A 24,798-nucleotide genomic window follows, 5' to 3' on the forward strand; every position below is an offset into this window, starting at 1 on the left:
CCGTTTTTTATTTAATAATACGGTAAACTAACACTGTGATTACAGAACTTTACATGCAAAACCTTTCAGGTAGAAACCCTCCGGGTATGCTGTATCGGTTGGGTGGTCAGCAGCTTGTTCAAAGCGCTCCACAAACTTTACTTGGCGGTTAGCATCTACGGCTGCGTCAGCAATGATTTTCTGGAACAAAACTTGATCCATTAAGCCAGAGCACGAATAGGTCAGTAGCGTACCGCCAGGTTTTAGGATTTGCATTGCTAGCATGTTGATGTCTTTGTAACCACGACATGCGCCGTTTAGTTGTGCTTTACTGTCTGCAAACTTAGGTGGATCCATGATAACCACATCGAACTGAGTTCCTTGGTCACGATACTCGCGAAGCAGTTTAAACACGTCTGCGTTTAGGAACACAGCGCGCTTCTTCGAGATATCAAATTCATTCAGTTCTGCGTTGAACTTCGCAGTGTCTAGAGCAGGTTGTGATACGTCAGCGTTTATCACACGCTTTGCATCACCTTTCAGAGCGTAAAGTCCGAAGCCACCTGTGTAAGAGAAGCAGTTAAGAACTTCCTTGCCTTTCACATATTTCATCGCTTGCTGGCGACTATCACGTTGATCTAGGTAGAAACCTGTTTTATGACCGCCAACGATATCTACACTAATCTTTACGCCATTTTCTTCGATGACGACCGATTTAGGTGGCTCTTCGCCGTGCAAGACGCCCGTGGTTTCTTTCAAACCCTCTTTCTTACGTACCGCGACGTCAGAACGCTCGTACACATTACAATCAGGGAAGCACTCAACTAGAGCATCAACAATGGCCTGTTTATTGTGTTCTGCGCCAGCACTGAGAAGTTGACACACAAAAAAGTTTTGGTAACGGTCAATCGTAACGCCTGGCATACCATCAGACTCTGCCGCGATAAGGCGGTAACCCGTAAGGCCATCACGTTCGATAATGTCTTCACGAAGAAGTTGTGCGTCTTTTAATCGTTTTACGAAAAATGCGGTGTCGATCTCTTCTTTATCAAAACTCCAAATACGAGCACGAATTTGTGAAGCTGGCGAATATGCCGCTTTAGCTAGCCATTTACCGTCGTGAGTGAATACATCAACCGTTTCGCCAAGAGCGGGTTCGCCCTCAACTTTGTTGATGCCTCGAGAGAAGATCCAAGGGTGCTTGCGCTTGACCGATTTCTCACGACCTTTTACCAAATAGATAGCAGCTGTCATTTCATTAGCTCTTGTTGAATTTTGAAAGGGGCGTATTGTCCGGGATGTGAATGGTAAAAGCAATATCCCTCGGCAATCCAGTACATTGTAGTGGCTTTTAAATACAAAAAAGGGTCACTAAAGTAACCCTTTTATTTGAACTGGTCGTAACAGATTACGTTGCTACGCTTTAAGTCCAGTAAGGAGCGACTCCATGGTGTCGCTTTGCTTACGCAGTTGATCCACGTTTTGTGAAGTCGTGCTGATCATATTGCACACGTTATCTGCTTGAACTCGAATCTCTTCAACGCTTGAGGCGATATTGTCCGCGACTACACCTTGTTCTTCAGCCGCTGTTGCAATTTGAATGCTACTGTCGGAGATAGTTTGATTTTTATCTGCCAAAGAGCCTATTTCGTGATTCACTTCCGTCATGAGGTTTTGTCCCTCATTTGCATTGTTGACAGTCACTTCCATCAGTTTAGTAAGTGATTGACTGTTACGCTGTAATGATTCGATCATCGTTTGGATTTCAACCGTCGCTTGCTGAGTGCGTCCCGCAAGAGCGCGAACCTCATCCGCAACGACCGCAAATCCACGACCTTGCTCACCAGCACGTGCTGCTTCAATGGCTGCGTTCAATGCAAGTAGGTTAGTTTGCTCGGAAATCCCATTAATGGTTGTCACGACTTCATCAATTTGTGCGGCATTGGCATCTAACTCCGCTACTGCTTGAGACGCAGATTGAATCTCATTAGAGAGGTTCGAAATCGAGTGAAGCGTATTCTCTACTTTTACTTGTCCAGACTGAGCCACGCTGCGCGCATCATCGGTTTGCGCACTTGAATCGTGAGCTAATGTCGCGACTTCTCGAATCGTTGATGCCATCTGTTCCGTTGCACTCGCAAGAGAGTTGAGGTGCTCTTGTTGCGTCGCAGAAATATCTGAACTGTGATGAATTGATTGATTCAGGTCTGAGCTAATTTGTTGCATTAACGCCACAGACTCTTGAATCGACAGCACCATTTGCTGCTCTCGTTCTGCAACTTTGTCTATCGTAATAGCAATTTCACTAAACTCGTCGCGAACTGGGAAGAAGTTCATTCTCGCGGTTAGGTCACCATCCGCTAGGGTGTTTAATGCTTTATTCATCGTGAACATTGCGCCGCCGATAAACGTCATGATGTAGTAAACGCCAAGCGCGAGAATAAACAAGCTCACACAGATGATGCTCACTTGAGTCGTTGATAGGGCAGTCCATAGAGAAAGTTCATGGTTTGCAACCAAGCTGTACGCACCATTTAGAACAGACACGGATTGCGGACCAGAGCCAAGAGAAACGGTTTCTGAACCAGCTATGAGGTTTGCTACTTGCGATTGAGAAAGGTTGCCTGCCTCTATCAGACCTTTCATAAGCATGAGCTCTTCTTGGTACATACTTGAGATCAACGTATTAGCCGCGCTATTAAGGACGAGAGTGAGAATGACTAAAGCAAGAAGAGGGAGAACGAAGAGCAAATAGAACTTTTCTTGAATCTTTAAGTGAATGAGATACTTATCAATCCAGCGGAATGGAATTTCTTTCATAATTATAATAACCGTGCAAAAACCCACTATCCTTAGTGGGGTGAATAGACGAAAAGAATATATCACTCAGTAAAAAGAAGCGGTACAAAGATGAACGTAAAGTGTGAGAGATTTATAGTAAAAGGTCACGTTCAAGGCGTCGGCTTTCGTTACCATACTTCCCATCAAGGATTGAAACTGGGTTTGACGGGTTACGCGAAGAACCTAAACGATGGTGATGTTGAAGTTATGGCGTGTGGAACAGATGCACAAATAGCTGCGTTTTCCGAGTGGTTGAAAGAAGGCCCGCGAACGGCAACAGTAGAGAGTGTGATACAGGAGTCTGCGTCATATAAGCCGTTGCGCGGTTTTAAGATTTTGTAAATTCTACAAGCATTTAGCTGGCTTTGGTAGGCCGGCTAATTTAGTCGCTTGTTTGGCTGGCCCCTTTTTAAACAGCTTGAATAGATACTTACTGTTACCTTTTTCTGGGCCGTGCGCTTTTTCCATTGCTTTGACAAGCATACGCACAGCAGGGGAAGTATTAAACTCTTCATAAAAATCTCGCACAAAGTGCACAACTTCCAAATGAGCATCCGTAAGCTCGATGTCTTCTTCTTTTGCTAAAAGCTCAATCATACCTTCTTCCCATTGAGTATGATCCAGTAAGTAGCCTTGAGCATCAGTTTCAATTTCTTTGCCGTTGTAAACGAACATAACGTTTTATCCGTTAAGTGAACATGGATGTTTATAGATTAGCGACAGGTGAGGATGTTCTCAACAAAAGAATCTCGAAGTAGTGCCGAGCGAAGCAAAAGCGTACAAAATGGTGAGTGCTTTTTGACTGAGCCAGGTGCTTTGATATAAATGCTCTTTTATTCAAATAAATAGGAAACTATTCAGTTTGTTAGAAAATTTTCGGGGTGAGTAACAATAAAATTGCATGGATATCCAGGCTTATTCATTTTTGTTTTGTTTTTTTCTTGGCTACTTGTCTGAATATGGAATTTTATCTGTAAATGAATAGCTTACGACGTTGTGTTTGCTCTTATAGACCGATATTCTCTTGGTTGATAAGCAACCTGCATTCAGGTTGTAAACAATAACGATGACAAGGAGTTAGTCATGTCGAAACAACGTTACATTGAAATAAATGACAACGTAAAATCCATTTGGTCTATCGAGCGTATTTGGGAGCTCGCGGAGTCCCTACCTGTAGAAGAAATTGCTATTGATGATATCAAAGGCCCTAATGAAGTGACCTGGTTTAGTGATGATGGACCACAGCCAACCTGTCGTGAGATCGCGAAGCATTGCCAACGCATCAACAATGCCGATTTGTCGTATCCCGTAATTTTAACCAATGATTACCGTGTTTTTGATGGTATGCACCGAATTGCTAAGCAAATCATGTTGGGTGAAGATACGATTAAAGTGAGACGTTTTAGAGAAAATCCTGAGGCTGATGAAGTTATCGAGTTAGCAGTCGAACAGGCGTAATGCACTTAACCACTAGCAAAGAAAAAGCCCGAAGGAATTACCTTCGGGCTTCTAGTATTCACCTTAGAGCGAACGATTAATCGTCGTTCATAATACCTAGAATGCTTAGTAGGCTGATGAAGATGTTGTAGATTGATACATACAAAGTTACTGTCGCAGAGATGTAGTTTGTTTCACCGCCACGAATAATGCTTTGTGTTGTCATCAGGATCGCCATCGTAGAGAAAATGATAAACAAGCTGCTCAACGCCAAGTGTAAAATGGTTGATTGAATAAAGAAGCTTGCAATCATACCCACAACAAGCACAACAAACAGCGATAGCATCAAGCCGCCCATCATAGATAGGTCACGTTTTGTTGTTAGTGCATAAGCTGATGCCGCCATGAAAGATAGCGCCGTACCACCTAGAGCGGTTAATACGATATCGCCCATCCCAGCACCGATATACATGTTTAAGATTGGACCAATAGTGTAGCCTAAGAAACCAGTGAATAAGAACGTAAACACAAGGCCAAGGCTGTTGTTACGGTTTTTCTCTGTTAAGAATAACAGGCCGTAGAAACCAACCAACATTAGGATGATTCCTGGATGTGGCAGGTTAAATGCCATTGCTACGCCAGCAACGACTGCCGACCATAAAAGCGTCATTGAAAGTAGTGCGTAAGTATTACGCAACACTTTGTTTGTTTGTAGAGCACTTTCTTGTGTTGAAGTGCGGGTAAACATTGGACTGTTCATAATCTTCCTCGATAAGAGACTTTCTTTTAAGTACATTTATGGGATTGAAAGTTCAAAAAATCAAGCCCTAACCATGCGTAACTTAGATAAAATAATAATAGAAATAAGATGTTATGTATTTGACAACTTGTAACACAATATTACTGCAGAGCAAAGTCATAGTGATTGTCACACAGAATTTTGAATTTACTAACAAAAAGCACTGACTTCATTGAAATCAGTGCTTTTATTATGCCAATTGCAAAAGATCTTAGTGATGTAAGATTTGCGCTAGGAAATTTTGAGTTCGATCTGATTGAGGGTTTTCAAAGAAATCAACAGGGTTGTTCTCTTCGATGATCTCTCCTGCGTCCATAAATATCACGCGATCGGCAACCTCTTTCGCAAACCCCATTTCATGTGTCACACAGAGCATGGTCATGCCTTCCTCGGCGAGCTCGACCATTACATCCAGTACTTCGCGAACCATTTCCGGGTCGAGTGCAGATGTTGGTTCATCAAAAAGCATGACTTTAGGGTTCATACACAAAGAGCGAGCAATCGCCACGCGTTGTTGCTGCCCACCAGACAACTGGCCAGGATATTTCTCTGCTTGGTCCGGAATTTTAACGCGTTCCAGATATTTCATCGCGACCGCTTCTGCCTCATCTTTAGGCATCTTCTTCACCCAAATAGGCGCGAGCGTACAGTTTTCCAGTACAGTTAAATGAGGGAAGAGATTAAAGTGCTGAAAGCACATGCCCACTTCACGGCGCACAGCTTCAATATTTTTTAAATCTTCAGTTAACTCCGTACCGGAAACATAGATGCTACCAGCTTGGTGCTCTTCGAGGCGGTTAATACAGCGAATCATCGTTGATTTTCCTGACCCTGATGGGCCACAGATTACGATTTTTTCCCCGCGCTTAACATCGAGGTTAATATTCTTTAGTACGTGAAACTCACCATACCATTTATTCATGTCCTTCAATTGGATCATATAGTCTTGTTGTTGCGTCATAATACGTCCTTGAGCTTGATGAGTTATCGTTTGTGACCGGTATGAAGTTTGTTTTCAAGCCATATCGAATAACGCGACATGCCAAAACAAAATACCCAAAACACTAACGCGACAAATACATAACTTTCAGTAGCAAAGCCTAGCCAGTCAGGGTCGGTGTTTGCTGCTTGTCCTATACCTAGTACGTCAAACATACCAATGATAAGAACCAAACTGGTGTCTTTAAACAATCCGATAAACGTGTTCACGATAGAAGGGATCGTAATCTTCAGCGCTTGCGGCAAGATAATAAGCCCTGTTTTTTTCCAGTAACTTAACCCAAGTGCGTCGGCAGCCTCATATTGGCCTTTTGGAATCGCTTGTAAGCCGCCCCGTACCACTTCGGCCATGTACGCCGAGGCAAACATCACCACACCAATAAGAGCGCGAATAAGTTTGTCTGTCTCTGATCCTTCGGACATAAACAAAGGCAGCATAACGGAAGCCATGAACAGAACGGTAATCAGTGGCACACCACGCCAAACTTCAATATAGACGGTACAAATACTGCGAATGATGGGCATCTCTGAACGTCTACCGAGCGCGAGTACCACACCAATCGGTAATGAAACGACAATACCGACTAGCGCAATGATGAGCGTAACGAGTAATCCGCCCCATTTGTGTGTATCGACCACTTCTAGCCCAAATATCCCACCATATAACAGCCCAGCGATAATGAATGGGTAGATGTTTACGAAGAAAAGCCAAATCCAAATCCGTTTCGGTGTCTTTTCATACGCTAGCAACATAGTAAATATAGCCAATGTGATATAGAAAAGGCGAGGGCGCCACAGTTCAGACTCAGGATAGAAACCGTACATGAACTGCTCCCAGCGCACGCTGATAAATACCCAGCAAGCACCTTCTCGGCTGCAGTCGTCACGCGTCGAACCAATCCAGTCCGCGTTGATAAACGCCCAATCAACGATATGCCAAATTGCACTAAAGACAAGATAAGCAAGAATTACGGTAACAATGGAATTGACAGGTCCATTAAATAGGTTTTTCCGCATCCAACCAACAAAACCGACGGTATTGGCTGGTGGTGGGAGATCCGGTTGAAATTGATGAGTACTCATATTATCTCTCCACCAGTGCGACTTTACGGTTATACAAGTTCATTAATGCAGACGTAATCAAACTTAAGGTTAAGTACACGCCCATCGTCATCGCAATGATCTCAATCGCTTGCCCCGTTTGGTTCAGGGTAGTACCTGCAAAGACAGAGACAAGATCTGGGTAACCAATCGCCATCGCTAACGATGAGTTTTTGGTGAGGTTGAGATATTGACTGGTTAAAGGTGGAATAATAATTCGTAACGCTTGCGGAATGACAACAAGCTTTAAAGTTTTCGTGCGTGGTAAGCCCAGCGACATCGCCGCTTCCGTTTGACCATGGCTAACCGCATTAATACCAGAACGTACAATTTCGGCAATGAAGGAGGCGGTATAAACGCTCAGTGCCAAAAGTAGTGCAGCAAGTTCAGGAATAATGCTAATACCACCTTGGAAGTTAAACCCTTTCAGTTCAGGATAATTTAGTGAAATTGGCATACCAGCAAGGAAGTAGACAATCAGCGGAAGGCCAACGACTAAGCCTAAAGCTATTCTTCCCATTGGCGTTTGTTGCCCAGTTAGGCGTTGCTTGTTATTCGCCCATACATTAATCAGCAAGCTGGCGATCACCCCGAAGATTAATGCAGCAATAACAAAGCCACTGCCTGGCTCCATTTCTGGTGCTGGAAAATATAAACCACGAACATTCAAGAAGATGGCTTCGCCAAGGCTCAAGCTTTGACGAGGTGAGGGTAATGCTTGAAGAACAGCGAAATACCAGAAAAATATTTGTAGAAGAAGTGGGATATTTCGGAACGTTTCGATATAAACAGCAGCCAAGCGACTCACTAACCAGTTAGAAGAAAGGCGAGCGACCCCCATGGTAAAACCAATCACGGTAGCCAGAATAATACCTAATACGGAGACCAGCGCTGTATTAAGAAGGCCAATAATAAACGTTCTGCCGTAAGAGTACGTTTCATCGTATTCAATTAGCGTCAGCCCGATACCAAACCCGGCTTCTTGATTTAAAAAACCGAAACCCGTAGCGATCCCACGAGCATCTAAGTTGTTCAGTGCGTTGTTAATAATCGTGTAAAAGAAAAATACCAGTGCAGTTATGGCAATGATCTGGAAAATAGCAGAACGAAAGGCGGGATTATAAATCAAGCTCTTGCTTCCGCTCGGTTTGGACATCGTACTTGGCGATGCATCTTTTGTCGGTTTCATACAGCGATAACCTCAAACCTTAGTTATAGATATCTGCCTGTATAAATAGTCACGTCCTTGCTGGTCGAAGCATGTTTTCACCAGAGTTAAACGGCGATATTCGAGTTGAAATAGCCTATCTAAGCGAATACTTCTTACCATTCAATGAGCGGTCCTTACTCATACAGATGGATAAAATCAAGAAAAAGGGCGGCATGAACCGCCCTGATTAACTTGTTCTATCGGATTGGTGGCGCGTACATAAAGCCGCCTGCATTCCATAGCGCATTAACGCCACGAGAAATTTCTAACGGCGAACCAGTACCGACTGTGCGTTCGAAGCTTTCACCATAGTTACCGACTTGTTTGATAACTTGGTAGCCCCAATCATCACGAATACCCAAACCTTTGCCTTTCGGACCGTCAACACCAAGAATACGTTTGATGTTTGGATCTTTTGATTTCAGCATTTCATCCGCATTTTTCGAACTAATACCATACTCTTCGGCGTTAATCATTGCTGATAATGTCCACTTCGCAATGTTGAACCATTGGTCATCACCTTGACGAACGACGGGACCTAGTGGTTCTTTGGAAATGATTTCCGGAAGAACGGCTGCAGAAGAGGGATCTTTCAGGTTCAGACGCAATGCATAAAGACCAGATTGGTCAGTCGTTAACACATCACAACGTCCTGCATCGAAACCTTTTGACGTTTGGGCTGCCGTATCGAATACGACCGGCTTGTATGACATACCGCTGTTACGGAAGTAGTCAGCAAGGTTCAGCTCAGTTGTTGTACCGGACTGTACGCAAACTGATGCACCATCAAGCTCTTTTGCGCTTGAGATGCCAAGATCTTTCTTCACCATAAAGCCCTGGCCATCGTAGTAGTTTACCCCTACGAAGTTGAGGCCAAGTGCAGTATCACGATGCAGTGTCCAGGTGGTGTTACGAGAAAGCACATCAATCTCACCTGATTGAAGCGCAGTGAAACGTTCTTTCGCGGTTAGGGGTACATATTTAACTTTCGTTTTATCCCCAAGAACGGCTGCAGCCAGTGCTTGGCAATATTCTACGTCGATACCTTCCCATTCACCTTTTGAGTTAGGGTTAGAGAAACCAGGTAGACCGGTACTTACGCCACAAGTAAGAAAACCTTGTTTTGTGACTTTGTCCAGAGTAGTGTCTGCTGCTTGAGCTGATGTTGCCATCATCGCAGTAGAAGCCGCTACGACGGAAGCAAGAACTGTGAGTTTATTTGCCATTTGTATCCTTCCTGTATGATCCATGTTTAATCAGGAGTGACCTGAAACAACGTGTCCAATTCGTTAGAGTTATCGTCCTACGTGATTGATTTTCGAAGAAACGGTATTCGATAGATCAACCAGTTATAAGCGTAGGAAAGGATCTGTTAATTCTCAAATATATAATTTAAATGAAGTTTTGAGAGAACTTACAAAGCGCCTTGAGATTTAGAATGACGAAATGTTAATTGTTTGTAAATAGTGCAAATCATGGACAATTTGGTGCATCAGAACAATCAATAGAAGAGTGAACAATACAAGAGAATAAAAAGTTGTTATTAAAACTGTCATTAGCTGAGCTTGGTGAAGTTCAGTAAAAATTCGAACAAAAATTATTTGTGATACCGAAACAGGGTGATGAGCTTGCCCCATTTTTGGTAGCATGGTCCGCAACAGCTAATTAGAGTAATCATGGATTGAAATGCGATATTTTCCTCTGTTCTTAGATTTAATCAATAAACCCGTTCTTGTCGTGGGCGGCGGTGAAGTGGCAAGCAGAAAGGTGGAAGCTTTGCTAAAAGCAGGGGCGGATGTCACTATCGTTTCTCCAACGTTGGTCGATTTTCTGTCTAAGCTTGCTGCAGAGCATCAAGTGCGCTGGGTGCAACGTTTCTATTCAAGTGACATTGTCACTAAAAGCTTTGTTCAAGTGTGGGCCACGACAGATAATCCAGAGCTAAATCACCAAGTGTATAAAGATGCGAAAGAATTAGGCATCCTAGTGAACGTTGTGGATGATAAGCCTTATTGTGACTTCATTACGCCCTCTATGATCAATCGTGGCCGCATACAAATTGCTATTTCTAGTGGCGGTGCCTCACCAGTTTTAATTCGAAACATCCGTGAAAAGCTTGAATCGATACTGCCACAAAACATGGGGTTGATGGCGGACTTTGCTAACTCAAAGCGTAATTCGATTAAAGAAGCACTACCTAGCGTCGATTTACGTCGTAAGTTTTGGGAGCAATTCTTCTCGAATCCTGAGGTTGAAAACGCGCGAGATAATAGAGAGTTAGAAACGATTTACCAAGCGACCATGGCAACACCTTTGGATGAAAAAGGAAGTTGTACTTGGATACAGGTAGGGAAAGACGTTGAGATGTTGCCAATTAAGGCCGTGCGCTACATGCAACAAGCCGAGCTAGCACTTTACTCAACTCGATGCGAAGCGAACGTGTTAGAGCTAATACGAAGAGATGCAGAGCGAGAAGCTTTCTCGAGCGCAGCTGAACTCTCTGATATGTTGACCAAGGCTAAATCTGAAAAGCTTCGAGTTTGCGTGTTTATCCCTAAAGGGACGAGCGAGTTCTTATTGCTGCAAGGGCAGGACTTGGTGATATAACCGCGTTAAAAAGTGGGCACTTGGCTTGCTCGATTAAAAGGCCAACAAAAACGCCAGCGAACTATGCGCTGGCGTTTTTTAAACTAAGTTACTTCTCAGACTGATTAATCACGGAAGTTGTTAAACTGGAATGGTATGCCCATCTCTGCTTCACGAATCGCTGCCATTGTCGCTTGCAGGTCATCACGTTTCTTACCAGTAACACGTACCTTGTCGCCTTGAATAGAGGCTTGTACTTTTAACTTTGCGTCTTTGATAAGTTTCACTACTTTTTTGGCTGTTGGTGTATCGATACCTTGGCGGAAAAGCAGAGTTTGGTGCCAGTTCTTACCAGTTACATCTGGGTCCTGTGCATCCATTGCGTTTGCATCAATATTACGCTTTGCCAAGTGGCCACGTAAAATATCGCGCATTTGCTTAAGTTGGAAGTCACCTTCCGCAGACATTTTTACGTTTTCTTCTACTAGCTCAAAGCTCGCATTAACGTTGCGGAAATCGAAACGAGTAGACAATTCACGGTTAGCATTATCAACGGCGTTACGTAGTTCAACCGTATCGATTTCAGAAACAATATCAAACGATGGCATGAAGATTCCTTGATTATTTTGTTATAGGGACTTTCGGGATTTAACGGCGTTTGCCAGCATATCTAGCATTGTAGCAGTATCTTCCCAGCCTAGGCATGGGTCTGTAATAGATTGACCATACGTTAGGTTGTTGATGTCAGTCATTGGCTGATTGCCTTCAAGAATAAAGCTTTCAGCCATGATACCCGCAATACGAGTACTGCCTGACTTAATTTGGTTACAAATGTCTTGAGCAACGTCGATTTGTTTTCTGTGCTGCTTCTGACAGTTTGCGTGGCTGAAATCCACAACCAAACGTTGTGGCAAGCCAAACTCGGCTAGAGCATCACACGCTTGTTTTACTGACGCTTCATCAAAGTTAGGGCCTTTCTCTCCGCCGCGTAAAATAATATGACCATATGGGTTACCACTTGTACGGTAAACCGTCATGCGGCCATTCTTATCTGGAGAGTAGAAGTAATGCGAGGCTTTCGATGCGCGAATTGCATCAATTGCAATTTTTACGTTGCCATTTGTGCCATTTTTGAAACCAACTGGGCAAGACAGCGCCGATGCCATTTCACGGTGAATTTGCGATTCTGTTGTACGAGCACCGATCGCGCCCCACGTGATCAAATCCGCTATGTATTGACCAGTAATCATATCAAGAAACTCAGTAGCAGTCGCAAGACCAAGCTTGTTGATATCCAGTAGTAGTTTACGTGCTTTATGGAGACCAGCTTCAAGCGCGTAAGAGCCATCTAGGTTAGGGTCGGTAATTAAACCTTTCCAACCAACTACTGTACGAGGCTTTTCAAAGTAAGTACGCATCACGATAAACAGTTCGTCTTTGTACTTGTCTTGGATTTCACTCAGGCGAGTGGCGTAATCAATGGCAGCTTCAGTGTCGTGAACAGAACACGGACCTACAATCGCAAGAAGGCGATCGTCTTCACCCGATAAAATGTTTTCAATCTGACGACGAGATTGAGCGATACGGTCTGCAACGTCATCCGTAATAGGATGTACACTACCTAGCTCTGCTGGGGTAGGCATTGGACCCAAAGGTTGGGTTCTCAATTCATCTGTTTTTATAGGCATGTTATAGCTTTATTCTCTATTGCGAAGGGGTAAAGATAACGGAATTACAGGCAGGAATAAACCGTTTCACGGGAATCTTCGCCAGGAAATACCGAATTGTATACAAAGGTGTAGGTATTCATTTAAATGACTTATGTATAAATGACAAAACTTGATCATTAAATCAATATATATACATTTGAATTTATAACCATTTCATCTATCTCACCGTTAGGCAATCAAGATAACTGCGGCAAACCTCATGTTTATCTGTGTGACAATGTCACTAAATTAGTGGCTAAATAACTCGTGAGATCGAGCTTTTGTTAACATTTCTTTGACATCTATTTCTTTCGTTGATTAACTGGTCTGACTAGATTGGTAAGGAGACCAAAATGTTATCAGCTGTACGTCGTGCAAATTTGTATCTAAATCTATTCGGCTTTTCTAAAGTGCCTCTGATTTGGCTTTGTCACCCTAAGATCATTGCGATAGATAGCGAGCACGTTGAGGTTCGAATCCCTTTGCGAAGAAGAACAAAGAACCATTTGAATAGCATGTATTTCGGCGCTTTAGCTGTTGGGGCGGATGTAGCTGGTGGTTTTCTTGCTATGAGCAAGGCGCAAGAAAAAGGAGAAGCAATCTCTTTAGCATTTAAAGGCGTCAAAGCCGAGTTTTTAAAACGTCCGGAAGCGGATGTACACTTTGTGTGTAACGATGGTGATGTGATTGATGAGATGCTCGATCATACGTTGGCAACGGGTGAACGAGTGAATCGCGATGTAAAAATCGTCGCATTGTGTCCTAGCTTACATGGTGACGAACCTATGGCTGAATTCTCGTTGACTCTTTCGATAAAAAAAGCAGCCCAACAAGGAAAAGAGGCTGCTTAGTGGTTTGCTGTTTTAAAGAATATCGCTTTAATTGAGTTCAATCTGCTCAATCGAGACGATTTTGGAGCGGTTTAAGACCACTTTCCAACGGTAATAAACAGGCTCATCGGTGTGGTTGTCCTCTTTGACAATCACATTGAGCAAATGACGTTTCTCTACCGACTCTTTGGTCACTTGCCCTTCATTTAAACGGTAAACTCGGTTTGAGCTTTTATCCATCAAGCGGATGATAGGGCGCAAACTGATGTTCAGTGTTTCTCTTGTTTGCTCATAACCACTCAAAAATAGAGAGGTCGCCATTTCGGTTTTCTCGTGATAATGAAGTATCTGCTCTTCGCGCTGCACGACGCGCTTCTTACGTATTCTTTGAATCTTATCTGGCAAGCTACTTAACGTACGATAATCGAGCCACTCTAATTTTCTGCCGACCACTTTTTTCGTTGTTGGATCAACATACTTCTTACGCCACTTTGGCTTGCCTTTACGGATCCATCGCCACATCGCATCGCGCAAATCATCTTTAAAGATTTCTCGTAGAGCATAAATAAATGACATCGCGATAATGAAGGACGCGGAAATTTCCCCAAGGTAATCGCGAGCGAGAATCACGGTTGAGGTCACGACAACCATCACCAAGCCAGTAGCAATACCTTTGATAGCACGCTTGATGTTGTTACCCATTGATATGGTTTCTTCACGAAGCACGATAGGGTGTTCAATCAAGCGTCTTAGCAAGCGCATTTTGTTAGATAGGCGAGTAACGTCTTCAACGACTCTTGGAGAGTTGTACTTGTTGAGTTTTCGATGGGCTTGCTCTTTTTCACAGAGCGTGATCAAGCGTTTCTTAATCGTGCCATAATCGCCTTCACGCGGGAGATGAGCCACTAGAGATAAAAACTTCTGCTCGGTATACCAAGACAGGTAGTTATCGATGTTAACGTAGTACCGTTTTAAGTTCTCTTCATAAGGAATAGAACGTCGCAAGCGCTTTAAGATCTCAAGCGTGAGCTCGATAACTTCGTCTACTTCATCTTCCGTTACGGAGTTGTTCTGATGCTTGTTTAAACTTGCTACCGCTTTGTCTAGCGCGATAACGTATTGGTACGCGAACAAACTCAAACTTACTCGGTATTGTTGATTCGACAGGCGTCCACGTTTGGCAAGTCGACTGTGTACTAGCGGTAGAAGGATTTCAGTACTGTAATAAGAGCGTTGCTGTGTGATTGAAGTGTAATAAAATTCGGATTCACTGATGATATCGGCGTTTAAACCAAGCTCACCAGGTATAAAAAAGTAAATATCTAGGTCGACACTTTTGCTCTTTGCGAGTGCATGACTGATTTTTAATGTTATTGAGTCTTGTTTATCGACGGTGACCAAAGAAAGCTCCTGACTTTGTTAAAGCATTCTTAACTTATGCGTACTGTTGAGCAGGTAAGCATAAAAGTGCTAAAAGAGTGACTGGGGCATATAGCTGAACGACAACAGCATAACAGAGCACTATGCTTTTCTCTCTGATTTTCTTGTTAGTTTAGGTATAATTCCACGTAAATTTAAAAAGAGACAAAATCAATGATTAAAATTGGTCAAATTAACAGCTTAGAAGTCATTAAAAAGGCTGATTTTGGCGTATTTCTGGATGGTGATGATTACGGTTCTGTTCTACTGCCTAATAAGTATGTACCAGAGGGTACTGAAATTGGTGATCATGTAGACGTATTTTTGTACTTCGATTCAGAAAGCCAGCTTGCTGCGACCATTGAAAGACCTATTGCCCAAGTGGGTGAATGGGGCTTAATGAAGATTGAGGGCGTCAACGCGACAGGTGCTTTTGTAAATTGGGGCATCAAAGAAAAGGATCTACTTATTCCTTTTAGTGAGCAACGCACTCGCTTCTCTGCGGGACAAACTATTCTTGTCTATGTTTACACTGACAAAGCGTCAGGCCGCATTGTTGGTACGACTAAGTTCAACAAATGGTTAGACAAAACTCCGGCGAATTATGAAGTTAACGAACAAGTTGATTTGATCATCGCAGAGCGCAGTCAACTTGGCTACAAAGCGATTGTTAACGGTAAGCATTGGGGCATGATTTTCCCATCGGATGTGTTTGGTAAGCTTTACATCGGTAAGAAACTGAAAGGCTTTATTAAGCAAATTCGTGAAGATGGTAAAATCGATCTCGCGCTACAAAAAGTCGGCGTGGCAAAAATGGACGATCTTTCTAGCAAGATTCTTGATTTGTTAGAGAAGAAAGGCGGCTTTTTACCTTTGAACGATAAGTCTTCTCCTGAAGCGATTTTTGATGCTTTCCGCACAAGTAAAGGTACTTACAAAAAGACCATTGGTGGATTGTACAAGCAGGGCAAGATTGTTATCGAGAAAGACGGTATTCGTCTGGCGTAGCCCAAACTCACGTATAGCGGATCTGCAGCCAAAAAAACGGCCCAAACTTTTCCTTTTTTGGGCCTAGGGGAAACGGCTCCGCAGAGCCTGCGCTAAACTTTTTCCAACAATAATTTTGTTGGTGAACATAGAGAGAAATGCCATATCAAAGCATTACTTTGATACAACTAGTTTAGTACAGCGTATCCGGATCGCTAGCGAGCCCAGTTGCTTTCATACTTACGAATTAAAAAGCCATCGCAAATACGATGGCTTTTCATTTATTTATGATTCGTTACTTCTTTAAAATAAGTTCTTATCTCGTACTAATTCGCGAGGAAGACCATTCTTTATTCTGTTGCTTACCCACTTTCCAAGGCCAATGACTGCGCCTTGATAGGTGACAAGTACTTCGCCTTTACCTGTTTTCATTCCCTCAGGAATCGTTTGTGGGCGAACATCACGCCCCATGTACCATTCGCGCGCTTCTTCAATGGTTAGCTCGATGGCGTTTGCCTCAGAGCCCGTCGCTAATGCCGTTGCCACCTGATGCTGCCAACGGTAGCCATTTTTATGGGCTTCCGCGATCTTTATACCCATCCGGGAGAAGCGTAATTCGCCGATCATTGGCTCTAAAGCATTAGGGAACAACCAGACATCTTTATCGCGAAGCCATACAGAACTGTCATTCGGAAGTTCAATACCTAACGCACTTTGCAGCTGTTGGGCAATTTCAACCGATTCTTTTTTCGATGCTTTGGTAAACGGGAACTTGCCCATGCGCTTTTTGACCTTTGGTGGTTCAACAGCTGCCAGTTTACGAATTCTAGCGACAAAGAATCCTTCGCAGTCGTAGACCTGTGGAAAGATATGCAAAAAACCTTCTTCAGTTAGAGCAGCATTTGCGTTTTCAAACAAGGTCTCAAGGCTTTCAAACTCAACGTCATCACCAAAGGTTTCTTTCAAGTGATGACAAACTTGTTGGTTTTCTTCGGTACTGAGTGTGCACGTTGAGTAAACCATCACACCGCCGGGCTTTAGTGCATGGAAGGCGCTTTCAATAAGATCTTTCTGTGTGTCAGCGATGTCGAGCACGGAAGCTTGCGTCCAGTTTTTCATTGCATCTTCGTCTTTGCGAACGGTGCCTTCGCCGGAGCAGGGCGCGTCGAGCAGAACCGCATCAAATTGTTCTGGTAGCCAACCACCAAAAACGCGCCCGTCGAAGTTACTTAGTGCGGCGTTACGTACACCACAACGTTCCACGTTGGCATGCAGCACTTTTACACGACTTGCGGCGTATTCATTGGCCACGAGAACGCCTTCATTGTTCATTAAAGCCGCGATTTGAGTGGTCTTTGATCCTGGTGCAGCTGCTGTATCTAACACGGCATCGTACGATTCGTCATTCATAAACAGCGCAGATACTGGCATCATTGAACTGGCTTCTTGAATGTAGAATAAGCCTGACATGTGCTCTGCGGTGTTGCCTAATGGTACAACTGACTCGTCCGCTTCAATCCAAAACCCTGTGTCACACCAAGGCACAGGGGAAAGCTTCCAGCCTTTTGCGTCTGCACGTTCTAGAAACGCTTCAACGCTGATCTTCAACGTATTAATACGAATACTTTTGCGCAGTGGCTTTTGGCACGATGCGATAAAGTCTTCCATGTTGAGGTTAGCAGGAAGGATAGTTTGGATTTTTTCCAGAAACGCGTCTGGGATGTAAACATTAGGATGCAATGTGGGATCTCGTTTGCAGAATTTGTGGCAAATAATATACGAAAGCGAAGCAGAAACGAATAGTGACAAGGGCCGAGCAATAAAAAAGAGCAGCGATTGCTGCTCTTTTAAAGTGATCAAACTTCAATTGTATGTGAATGGAGCTTTATTCTACGGCTTAGGAATCGCTGTACGCCATTGAGTCCAACCTTCTTCAGCTTGTGGATATAAAAAGAAAGATTGCCCACTTTTTGCCGCTGGTGGAATAGTCGATTGCTCTGGCGTTGAAAACGCAATTCCTCCGCGAACTAAACTATCAAATGTGCCCGCTTTGATGTTCGCACCAGTAATTCCGATGGAGACATCTACTCCTGAAACATTCCAAAACACACTGTTTTGACGAACGAGGTAAGCATATTCAGGCTGTATCTTGATGGTCGTGACGACGCGATCGGCAAATTCTCCTAGGCTCACGTCGGTTACTTGGCCGACTTCCATCTGGCGGTAAAGAATAGGCGTTCCGACTTGTACTGAGCCTCGTTGTTCACTTTGTAAAGTAAACATCATGCCCTGAACACGTTCTGAACCATTTTCCAACTGAAAATCAAATTTAGCTTTACCTTTACCTGGCTCAACACTGATAGATTTCGACACCAATGCGCCAAGGTTTTTCACGCCCCCTAAGCCAATCTCTGGCTCAGTTAGCCAAAAATGTGAGCCTTCAACCGCAATGTTTTCTACGTATTCAGGTAGGATTCTTGCGGTGATTTCAACCATATTGCGACGAAAATTCGGTACAACCAGTGTGACTTCACCAACTTTGACGCCTTGATACTCTATCGGCATTCCTTTGGCAATTTCTTGTGAGCCGTCTGTTTCTAACGCAATAACGCGTCCAAACTTGCGAGCGGTTTTTTGATCTGTATATAACTTCCAGTTGTCTCCAATTTTGTTTTCAACGCCAGGAACAGAGTCAAAAGCGATGCCACCTTCGATTAACGATTTTAAAGGGTGAGCTTTTACACTCACACCGGCTAGCGATGCATCTATCTCTATCCCTGAACGGTTCCAAAAGACGGTTTGCGGTGTTACGAGGTAAGCAAAGCGGTTTTCGATGGTTGCTTTAATTAACACACCGCCATCAACCAATTGGAAATCGGAGACGTTACCAACAGGAAGATTACGATAGAGTAGAGGGCTGCCTTTGGAAATCGGCGGCAATTCAGAAGCAAACAGTGTGAGTGCTCTAGAGCCACTTTGGTTGTACTGTGCTAGTTCTGCCAATGATTCGTTTTGGAACAGTTGATACTCTTTTTGAATATCTTGCTTGCCTTCGCTTACAAAGCTAATGGACCCAGTTAACAACTGTTTTGCCGGAGGAACGGTAACGCTGAGGCCCGATTCCGTTAACTCTGCAGAGGCACTTCCGGTTACATAAAAACGGTTGTTTGATTTGATCAGGTGTTTGTATTCATGATCAATCAATACGTCCATAAATACTTCATGTTGCGATTTTTTACCTTCTTCAACTAAGCCTACGTTGATAATTGAACCGATCACGATGCCTTTGTAAAGCACGTTGGCACCGCTATCTAGGCCAAACGAGTTGTCAGACACTAAACGAATAGCGATGGACTTTTCTTGCTGTTGGTTAAAAACGTTTTTACGAATGGCAGTAAAGCGGCGAGAGCGATCACCAGCACCTGGCACGATGGTTAAGAAGTTTCCTCTCACGAGATTGGCAATGTTTTCAACACCAGAGAGAGACACTTTTGCTTCTTCTAAGACGAATCGGGTACCTGTCGTCAGCATGTCACTGAAAGCTGGTTGAATTGCCGCTGACGCTAATATCACTTCTCGCCCTTCGGATAGGTTTAAGTCTGTAACTTGGCCAATCTCGATTCCGCGATACATAATGGGTGCGCCTTCGCCACTGATTTTACTGTCATCAGGGAGGACGATTTTAACAGCGATACCTCGACCTGCAGTTTTCAAATCTTTATACAGACGGAATTCAGTATTCTCTTCTACAGGCTCACCGTCATCCGGAGAATCGACGGCGATCGCGCCTCCGAGTAGAGCACTCATGCTTTCTAGCCTTACATCGACGCCTTCAAAACCGATGCTGGCACCGATTCCACTTACGTTCCAGAACCGACTGCGGTTGTTAATGATATGTCGGTATTGATCCTGGATGTTGGCTTGAATCGTGATAGATTTTGCGTCTTCATCCAGCTGGTAGCTGTAGACTTCACCGATTGGAATTTTCTTATAAACAATTTGAGATCCAATCGACACACCACCTAAATCGCGGCTTTTGAGTTTAATGTTCAAACCTTGTGAAACGCGCAAATCTGTTGGTGCAGAGTCTAACGCATGGAACGTTGTTTCAAACTCTTGACCATCTCCAGGTTGAATCGAGATGTAATTACCCGACACGAGCGCATCGAGCCCAGAAACTCCCGTTAGGCTTGCTGTTGGTTTTACCAGCCAAAAGCGAGTTTTATCGTTCAGCAATTTTGCCGCTTCAGGGTAGATATCGGCATCAACATAAATACTGCCGAGATCTTCAGTGAGGTTAATGTCTCTCACCATACCGACTTCTAGCCCTTGGTAACGGATAGTGGTTCGCCCGGCGACCAAGCCAGCAGCGTCAGAAAAATAGATTTGCACCCGTTGTCCTGCATCGTGTATCGACTTCACCACAAGCCAGCCAGCTAAGACCATGGTCAAAATTGGCAAAAGCCAAAGAGGAGATATGCCTTTGCTCCGCTTTACATCTGGTACGTATGACGTTTGAGAACTGTTCTGATCACTCATTCATTGACTCTTTTTCTGATTGTGTTGGGCCTGTTTGGTCCCAGATTAGCCTTGGATCAATACTTTCCGCTGCAAGCATGGTCAATACCACGACAACACCAAAGGCCACGGCGCCATATCCTGGTGTGAAATCAAGTATCTGACCACGATCGACTAAGGTCATCATGATAGAAATAACAAACAAGTCCATCACAGACCATTTACCGATCCATTTAACAACAAAGTAAACCATCATTCGTTGTCTCTTAAACACCGAACGTTTGAATTGAATGCAAAGCATGATGTAGGCAAGGCCAAGTATTTTTACAACTGGCACAACAATACTGGCCACAAAAATGATCACTGCGATGCCATACATACCGCTTTTTACCAACCCAGCTACGCCTGAGAAAATGGTATCTTCCAAACGTTTGCCATTGGTCAGCAAGATGGAAATAGGAATCAAGTTGGCAGGGAAAATCGCTATCGTTGCCGCAATGAGGTAAGCCCACGTCTTCTGAATGGAGTTGGGCTTGCGATGATATAACTCGTGGTGACAACGCCGACAATGGTCACCTTCAGGTTGAGACAGGTGGCACTCATGGCAATGCACGTCTTTGTGTTCAAAGGAATAAAGACGTTCTGGCTTCCAGGCTTCCCAGTAACGACGCACACTGATTCGAGAAACTAACAAAACGGTAAATATCTGCAAAAGAACCAGACCAATTAACCCTGGGCCTACAAAAATGTCGGAATAATCTTGGAGTTTGAAGCAGGAAATGGCGATGCTAACTAAGAACACATCCAGCATTACCCAATGTTTCAAATGTTGAATTAGCCACAGTGAAACACGAAGCCCTCGAAACCACCGTTGATGCAGCGAGATATGTGCCGTAACCACTGAAACACAAACCGTCAGCGGCGCTAGAGAGCTACAAAATAGAATAAGCAGTGAAAGAAGAACAAAGCCTTCTTCCATCAATGTGATCATCCCTGAAGGTAGGGTTGCCGGAATCATCGCACCAAAGAGTCGGATACTAATAAAGTTAAAAAAGTGTGATGGAATAAATAGCAGGATACAGGTTATCGCGACGGCTAAATTACCTGAGAGGCTAGGGCTACCGCCTCGATACAACTGTGTGCCACAACGAGGACAGTGTGCATTTTTTCCATTGGGTAAGTCGACGATATCGACAGGCAATTCGCAACCTTGGCACAAGCGCACATTATTTGGCTGCATGGCGTGCTTAGACAGAGAGGTCATAACGACCTCTCTAACTTGAACGATTTAAGCGTGGGACTGTATGCCCCCATATAAGGTTTGATATAAGCCTTCTTGCTCAACTAACTCACCATGAGTACCTGTTTGCGTCACTTTTCCATCTTCAAGCACGTAGATCAAATCGGCTTGTTTTACGGCTGATAGACGGTGCGCAACGATTAATGTTGTTCTACCACGTAAGAATTCAGTCAATGCTTTGTGCAATGCCGCTTCAGTAGCGGTATCAAGCGCAGACGTGGCTTCGTCTAAAATAACAAATTGAGGATTACTCAGCACCATTCTTGCGATGGCAAGGCGTTGTCGTTGACCACCTGACAAACGAATGCCGTTACGGCCAACTTGAGTATCCAAACCGTGGTTCAGTTGAGAAATAACATCTTGCAGCTGAGCAACTTCGAGTGCTCGCCAAAGTGACATTTCGTCAAAATTCCCACCGAGCGTTAGATTATGCCTCAAGGTGTCGTTAAATAGTATAGGTTGCTGTAATACCACGGCAATTTTGTCGCGAATTACTTCAAAACCAATATCTTCTGTTAATTCATCATTAAAGCGAATGCTACCGGAGTTTTGACGATAAACCCCAATAAGTAGTTGTATTAAGGTCGACTTACCGCCTCCGCTCGCACCAACTAACGCCACTTTCTTTCCTGCCGGTATATGTAAAGAAAGGTTATCTAGGACTTTGTTTTCATTATTATAAGAGAAGTCTACGTTTTCTACTTTAACATCGACTTCTCTGTCTTCTTTGAAAGGATTTACCTTAGGTACCGGTCTTTGTTCTTCTTCTAATACTAATAAGTCGTTGATGCGTTTTAACGCAGCTTTCGCGCTGTACCAAGAAAACTGAATGCCGAGCAGCTCTTGAACAGGAGACAACATAAACCATAGGTAACCAAAAACAGCAAAGATTTGACCAATAGTGAGGTCACTAAACATGACCATCAGCATGGCGACGGCTCTGAATAACTCAAAACCGATTAAGAAGAGTAGGAAAGAGACGCGACCTGCCGCCTCTGATTGCCACGCATACTTGTCTGCATCCACGCGAACTTGGTTCGCACTGTCTTTGAGTTGCTGGAGAAATTCTCGCTCTTTATTGGCTGCGCGCAGCTGGTAAATGCCATCTAATGTTTCAACTAAACGGTTTTGGAAAATTTCAAAAGAATGATTTTCCTTCCGTTTCAGATGTTTAACCATGCTTCCTAGTTTACGTGAGAAGTAAATGACAATAGGGTTAACTAGCAGAATAAATAGACCAAGTCGCCAGTCGAGCCAAAGCAGAACGATGGCAGTACCAATGACCGTTAAAAAACTGATAACGAATTTTGCTAACGTAGAACCAATAAATTTATCGATGGTTTCAATGTCAGTGATAAGGTGGGCGTTGATGCCTCCGCTGCCTTTGGTTTCGTATTGGCGGATGCTGATACGACCAAGTTTGTCGATCATTTTACTGCGCATCTCAAACGTGATCGTTTTAGAAACAAGTGTAAATTGTCGGCTTTGAAGGATATTTAACCCCTGACTTGCAGCTCGCATCAGGACGACCAAGAAAAGGGTGAAAAATATATAACCCGTCGGAGTGTGCCACGCTTCAGGGAGAATGGCATTCATAGCAGCTAAGCCTTTTGCTGGTTGGTCCAATAAAACCTCATCAACCATCAACGGCATGAGAAGGGGGATTGGAACACTAATCAAGGTTGCAAGCACCGCTATCAAGTTCGCTATGATCAGCTTGGACTTGTGCTTTTTTACTTGTGTTATCAACCAAGAACGGCTAATAGTGTCATTTTTCAGAAGCATTGTAATTGAGAATAAGTCCTATTATAAAGTAGGGCTGCATTTTAGCGCCATACTGTGAGAATGGAAGCTTTTATAGTAAGTAGGAAGTTAATATGAACATAGAACAATACCATAGACTAACCAAACAAGCCGTTGCTCTAATTGAATCTGAGCCTGACTTTATTGCTAACCTAGCAAACTTGAGCTCACTGCTTTTCATGGAATTGGACGATCTTAACTGGGCTGGCTTTTACCTAGCAAAAGGTGAAGAGCTCGTTCTTGGTCCGTTCCAAGGAAAACCAGCTTGTGTCCGCATTCCTATGGGGCGCGGTGTCTGTGGTACTGCTGCAAAAACTAACACCATACAAAGAGTATACGACGTTCATGAATTTGAGGGACATATAGCGTGCGATGCAGCGAGTAATTCGGAAATTGTGATTCCGTTTTCTATCAATGGAGAGGTGGTTGGTGTCCTTGATATTGACAGCCCAAGTATTGGTCGATTCAATGAAACAGACGAAGAAGGTCTCACTCATTTCATGGCTGAAGTAGAAAAGCTGCTTAATTCACACGCGAACGACGCATAAATTAGCCCTCGAGTGTGGTTTTTCCTTGGCATGTCACTATAATACGAGAATATTTTTTCTTAATGCTTCGCGGAAATCCGCTCAAATCAGGAACCCTCATGACTGAAAAGTTAAAAAACAGCAAAGAAGTTATTGCATATATTGCTGAATGTTTCCCTAAGTGCTTTACTTTAGAAGGTGAAGCAAAACCTCTGAAAATTGGTATTTTTCAAGATCTTGCGGAACGTCTAAGTGAAGACGAAAAAGTAAGCAAAACACAGCTTCGTGCAGCGTTAAGACAGTACACTTCATCATGGCGTTACCTACATGGTGTAAAACCAGGTGCAGTACGTGTAGACCTAGACGGCAACCCTTGTGGTGAGCTAGAAGAAGAGCACGTTGAACACGCGAAAGCGACACTTGCAGAAAGCAAGGCGAAAGTTCAAGCTCGTCGTAAAGAACAAGCACAAAAAGCTCGTGAAGAGGGTAAGGCGAAAGCGAAACCAGCGGCTAAAAAGCCTCAACAGCCTCGTCGTACTAACAAACCAAAAGTACAAAAACCAACTAAGCCTGTAGAAACGCGCGCTCTAAATGCTGACGAAATCACAGTAGGTAACGCAGTTAACGTGAACATGGGCAAAGGAAACATGGCAGCGACCATTGTTGAAATCAATAAGGATGATGTACGTGTTCAACTTGCTAACGGCCTACAAATGGTTGTGAAAGCGGAGCACTTGCGCGCATAAAGGAGAT

At 43.7% G+C, this 24,798-nt stretch carries 22 protein-coding genes; 7 read left to right on the forward strand and 15 right to left on the reverse strand.

The features are described 5' to 3' along the window. Positions 1–39: 39 nt before the first annotated feature. Together MSG33_RS09185 and MSG33_RS09190 are read right to left on the reverse strand one after the other, a co-directional pair. The gene (locus MSG33_RS09185; protein ID WP_170903338.1) at positions 40–1,233 is read right to left on the reverse strand and encodes a class I SAM-dependent methyltransferase; all 1,194 of its coding nucleotides are present in this window, start codon (positions 1,231–1,233) and stop codon (positions 40–42) included. Positions 1,234–1,395: 162 nt separating this feature from the next. Next, the gene (locus MSG33_RS09190) at positions 1,396–2,799 is read right to left on the reverse strand and encodes a methyl-accepting chemotaxis protein (protein WP_046876204.1); all 1,404 of its coding nucleotides are present in this window, start codon (positions 2,797–2,799) and stop codon (positions 1,396–1,398) included. A 90-nt stretch (positions 2,800–2,889) separates the two neighbouring features. Between MSG33_RS09190 and yccX the strand changes: the two genes are divergently transcribed. Next, the gene (gene yccX / locus MSG33_RS09195; protein ID WP_005396574.1) at positions 2,890–3,162 is read left to right on the forward strand and encodes an acylphosphatase; all 273 of its coding nucleotides are present in this window, start codon (positions 2,890–2,892) and stop codon (positions 3,160–3,162) included. A gap of 3 nt (positions 3,163–3,165) precedes the next feature. Here yccX and MSG33_RS09200 read toward each other — a convergent pair whose 3' ends face one another. Then, positions 3,166–3,495: a TusE/DsrC/DsvC family sulfur relay protein gene (locus MSG33_RS09200; protein WP_005377396.1), complete on the reverse strand. Its 330-nt coding sequence runs from the start codon at positions 3,493–3,495 to the stop codon at positions 3,166–3,168. Positions 3,496–3,903: 408 nt separating this feature from the next. On the opposite strand from MSG33_RS09200, the gene MSG33_RS09205 reads away from it, so the two are divergent. After that, positions 3,904–4,278, forward strand: coding sequence for a hypothetical protein (locus MSG33_RS09205; protein WP_005396572.1), 375 nt, complete (start codon positions 3,904–3,906; stop codon positions 4,276–4,278). A gap of 76 nt (positions 4,279–4,354) precedes the next feature. Here the strand turns inward: MSG33_RS09205 and MSG33_RS09210 are convergent, their stop codons facing one another. The 5 genes from MSG33_RS09210 to MSG33_RS09230 all read right to left on the reverse strand — a co-directional run bounded on the left by MSG33_RS09210 (position 4,355) and on the right by MSG33_RS09230 (position 9,592). Beyond that, on the reverse strand, positions 4,355–5,017 hold the full coding sequence (locus MSG33_RS09210; protein WP_005396571.1) for a Bax inhibitor-1/YccA family protein: 663 nt from the start codon (positions 5,015–5,017) through the stop codon (positions 4,355–4,357). A gap of 250 nt (positions 5,018–5,267) precedes the next feature. Further along, entirely contained in the window at positions 5,268–6,017 is a 750-nt protein-coding gene (locus MSG33_RS09215; protein WP_005377400.1) for an amino acid ABC transporter ATP-binding protein, read from the reverse strand. 23 nt (positions 6,018–6,040) lie between these two features. Continuing rightward, a complete protein-coding gene (locus tag MSG33_RS09220; RefSeq protein WP_248380753.1) occupies positions 6,041–7,138 on the reverse strand; it encodes an amino acid ABC transporter permease in 1,098 nt (365 codons plus the stop codon). 1 nt (position 7,139) lies between these two features. Further along, a complete protein-coding gene (locus MSG33_RS09225; RefSeq protein WP_248380755.1) occupies positions 7,140–8,345 on the reverse strand; it encodes an amino acid ABC transporter permease in 1,206 nt (401 codons plus the stop codon). 218 nt (positions 8,346–8,563) lie between these two features. Continuing rightward, the gene (locus tag MSG33_RS09230; protein ID WP_005396567.1) at positions 8,564–9,592 is read right to left on the reverse strand and encodes an amino acid ABC transporter substrate-binding protein; all 1,029 of its coding nucleotides are present in this window, start codon (positions 9,590–9,592) and stop codon (positions 8,564–8,566) included. A gap of 460 nt (positions 9,593–10,052) precedes the next feature. On the opposite strand from MSG33_RS09230, the gene MSG33_RS09235 reads away from it, so the two are divergent. Beyond that, entirely contained in the window at positions 10,053–10,973 is a 921-nt protein-coding gene (locus MSG33_RS09235) for a bifunctional precorrin-2 dehydrogenase/sirohydrochlorin ferrochelatase (RefSeq protein ID WP_006743261.1), read from the forward strand. Positions 10,974–11,077: 104 nt separating this feature from the next. Here the strand turns inward: MSG33_RS09235 and MSG33_RS09240 are convergent, their stop codons facing one another. Further along, on the reverse strand, positions 11,078–11,560 hold the full coding sequence (locus MSG33_RS09240; protein WP_005377415.1) for a YajQ family cyclic di-GMP-binding protein: 483 nt from the start codon (positions 11,558–11,560) through the stop codon (positions 11,078–11,080). A gap of 21 nt (positions 11,561–11,581) precedes the next feature. Continuing rightward, positions 11,582–12,640 carry a 3-deoxy-7-phosphoheptulonate synthase gene (locus tag MSG33_RS09245; RefSeq protein WP_006743262.1) on the reverse strand — a complete coding sequence of 353 codons (1,059 nt, stop codon included), beginning with the start codon at positions 12,638–12,640 and terminating at the stop codon, positions 11,582–11,584. A 374-nt stretch (positions 12,641–13,014) separates the two neighbouring features. Between MSG33_RS09245 and MSG33_RS09250 the strand changes: the two genes are divergently transcribed. Next, positions 13,015–13,512, forward strand: a complete 498-nt coding sequence (locus MSG33_RS09250) for a DUF4442 domain-containing protein (protein WP_065646463.1) — start codon at positions 13,015–13,017, stop codon at positions 13,510–13,512. A 27-nt stretch (positions 13,513–13,539) separates the two neighbouring features. Here the strand turns inward: MSG33_RS09250 and MSG33_RS09255 are convergent, their stop codons facing one another. Beyond that, positions 13,540–14,892: a hypothetical protein gene (locus MSG33_RS09255; protein WP_006743263.1), complete on the reverse strand. Its 1,353-nt coding sequence runs from the start codon at positions 14,890–14,892 to the stop codon at positions 13,540–13,542. Between the two features lie 192 nt (positions 14,893–15,084). Between MSG33_RS09255 and MSG33_RS09260 the strand changes: the two genes are divergently transcribed. Further along, entirely contained in the window at positions 15,085–15,918 is an 834-nt protein-coding gene (locus MSG33_RS09260; RefSeq protein ID WP_005396561.1) for a S1-like domain-containing RNA-binding protein, read from the forward strand. Positions 15,919–16,200: 282 nt separating this feature from the next. On the opposite strand, the gene rsmF is transcribed toward MSG33_RS09260, so the two are convergent. The 4 genes from rsmF to MSG33_RS09280 all read right to left on the reverse strand — a co-directional run bounded on the left by rsmF (position 16,201) and on the right by MSG33_RS09280 (position 23,500). After that, the gene (gene rsmF, locus MSG33_RS09265; RefSeq protein WP_248380758.1) at positions 16,201–17,637 is read right to left on the reverse strand and encodes a 16S rRNA (cytosine(1407)-C(5))-methyltransferase RsmF; all 1,437 of its coding nucleotides are present in this window, start codon (positions 17,635–17,637) and stop codon (positions 16,201–16,203) included. A 150-nt stretch (positions 17,638–17,787) separates the two neighbouring features. Continuing rightward, the gene (locus MSG33_RS09270; protein ID WP_248380760.1) at positions 17,788–20,436 is read right to left on the reverse strand and encodes an MlaD family protein; all 2,649 of its coding nucleotides are present in this window, start codon (positions 20,434–20,436) and stop codon (positions 17,788–17,790) included. Then, positions 20,429–21,679: a paraquat-inducible protein A gene (locus MSG33_RS09275; RefSeq protein ID WP_248380764.1), complete on the reverse strand. Its 1,251-nt coding sequence runs from the start codon at positions 21,677–21,679 to the stop codon at positions 20,429–20,431. The genes MSG33_RS09270 and MSG33_RS09275 overlap by 8 nt, the downstream gene beginning before the upstream one ends. A gap of 24 nt (positions 21,680–21,703) precedes the next feature. Further along, positions 21,704–23,500: an ABC transporter ATP-binding protein gene (locus MSG33_RS09280; RefSeq protein WP_006743267.1), complete on the reverse strand. Its 1,797-nt coding sequence runs from the start codon at positions 23,498–23,500 to the stop codon at positions 21,704–21,706. Between the two features lie 92 nt (positions 23,501–23,592). Here MSG33_RS09280 and MSG33_RS09285 point away from each other — a divergent pair, with 92 nt between their 5' ends. Beyond that, positions 23,593–24,066, forward strand: coding sequence for a GAF domain-containing protein (locus MSG33_RS09285; RefSeq protein WP_065646467.1), 474 nt, complete (start codon positions 23,593–23,595; stop codon positions 24,064–24,066). A gap of 98 nt (positions 24,067–24,164) precedes the next feature. Further along, positions 24,165–24,791, forward strand: coding sequence for an RNA chaperone ProQ (proQ, locus tag MSG33_RS09290; protein WP_005396555.1), 627 nt, complete (start codon positions 24,165–24,167; stop codon positions 24,789–24,791). Positions 24,792–24,798 lie beyond the last annotated feature (7 nt).

The organism is Vibrio sp. 1CM7H (assembly GCF_023161645.1).
GTDB classification, from domain to species: Bacteria; Pseudomonadota; Gammaproteobacteria; order Enterobacterales; family Vibrionaceae; genus Vibrio; species Vibrio diabolicus.

Excerpts from the sequence above, each read along its gene's own strand:
- MSG33_RS09280 (WP_006743267.1), bottom strand. The coding sequence starts at position 23,500 with ATGCTTCTGAAAAATGACACTATTAGCCGTTCTTGGTTGATAACACAA.
- MSG33_RS09275 (WP_248380764.1), bottom strand. The coding sequence starts at position 21,679 with ATGACCTCTCTGTCTAAGCACGCCATGCAGCCAAATAATGTGCGCTTG.
- MSG33_RS09230 (WP_005396567.1), bottom strand. The coding sequence starts at position 9,592 with ATGGCAAATAAACTCACAGTTCTTGCTTCCGTCGTAGCGGCTTCTACT.
- MSG33_RS09205 (WP_005396572.1), top strand. The coding sequence starts at position 3,904 with ATGTCGAAACAACGTTACATTGAAATAAATGACAACGTAAAATCCATT.
- MSG33_RS09240 (WP_005377415.1), bottom strand. The coding sequence starts at position 11,560 with ATGCCATCGTTTGATATTGTTTCTGAAATCGATACGGTTGAACTACGT.
- yccX (WP_005396574.1), top strand. The coding sequence starts at position 2,890 with ATGAACGTAAAGTGTGAGAGATTTATAGTAAAAGGTCACGTTCAAGGC.
- MSG33_RS09200 (WP_005377396.1), bottom strand. The coding sequence starts at position 3,495 with ATGTTCGTTTACAACGGCAAAGAAATTGAAACTGATGCTCAAGGCTAC.
- MSG33_RS09270 (WP_248380760.1), bottom strand. The coding sequence starts at position 20,436 with ATGAGTGATCAGAACAGTTCTCAAACGTCATACGTACCAGATGTAAAG.
- MSG33_RS09185 (WP_170903338.1), bottom strand. The coding sequence starts at position 1,233 with ATGACAGCTGCTATCTATTTGGTAAAAGGTCGTGAGAAATCGGTCAAG.
- MSG33_RS09245 (WP_006743262.1), bottom strand. The coding sequence starts at position 12,640 with ATGCCTATAAAAACAGATGAATTGAGAACCCAACCTTTGGGTCCAATG.
- MSG33_RS09220 (WP_248380753.1), bottom strand. The coding sequence starts at position 7,138 with ATGAGTACTCATCAATTTCAACCGGATCTCCCACCACCAGCCAATACC.
- MSG33_RS09260 (WP_005396561.1), top strand. The coding sequence starts at position 15,085 with ATGATTAAAATTGGTCAAATTAACAGCTTAGAAGTCATTAAAAAGGCT.
- MSG33_RS09250 (WP_065646463.1), top strand. The coding sequence starts at position 13,015 with ATGTTATCAGCTGTACGTCGTGCAAATTTGTATCTAAATCTATTCGGC.
- MSG33_RS09215 (WP_005377400.1), bottom strand. The coding sequence starts at position 6,017 with ATGACGCAACAACAAGACTATATGATCCAATTGAAGGACATGAATAAA.
- MSG33_RS09235 (WP_006743261.1), top strand. The coding sequence starts at position 10,053 with ATGCGATATTTTCCTCTGTTCTTAGATTTAATCAATAAACCCGTTCTT.
- MSG33_RS09285 (WP_065646467.1), top strand. The coding sequence starts at position 23,593 with ATGAACATAGAACAATACCATAGACTAACCAAACAAGCCGTTGCTCTA.
- MSG33_RS09225 (WP_248380755.1), bottom strand. The coding sequence starts at position 8,345 with ATGAAACCGACAAAAGATGCATCGCCAAGTACGATGTCCAAACCGAGC.
- MSG33_RS09210 (WP_005396571.1), bottom strand. The coding sequence starts at position 5,017 with ATGAACAGTCCAATGTTTACCCGCACTTCAACACAAGAAAGTGCTCTA.
- MSG33_RS09190 (WP_046876204.1), bottom strand. The coding sequence starts at position 2,799 with ATGAAAGAAATTCCATTCCGCTGGATTGATAAGTATCTCATTCACTTA.
- proQ (WP_005396555.1), top strand. The coding sequence starts at position 24,165 with ATGACTGAAAAGTTAAAAAACAGCAAAGAAGTTATTGCATATATTGCT.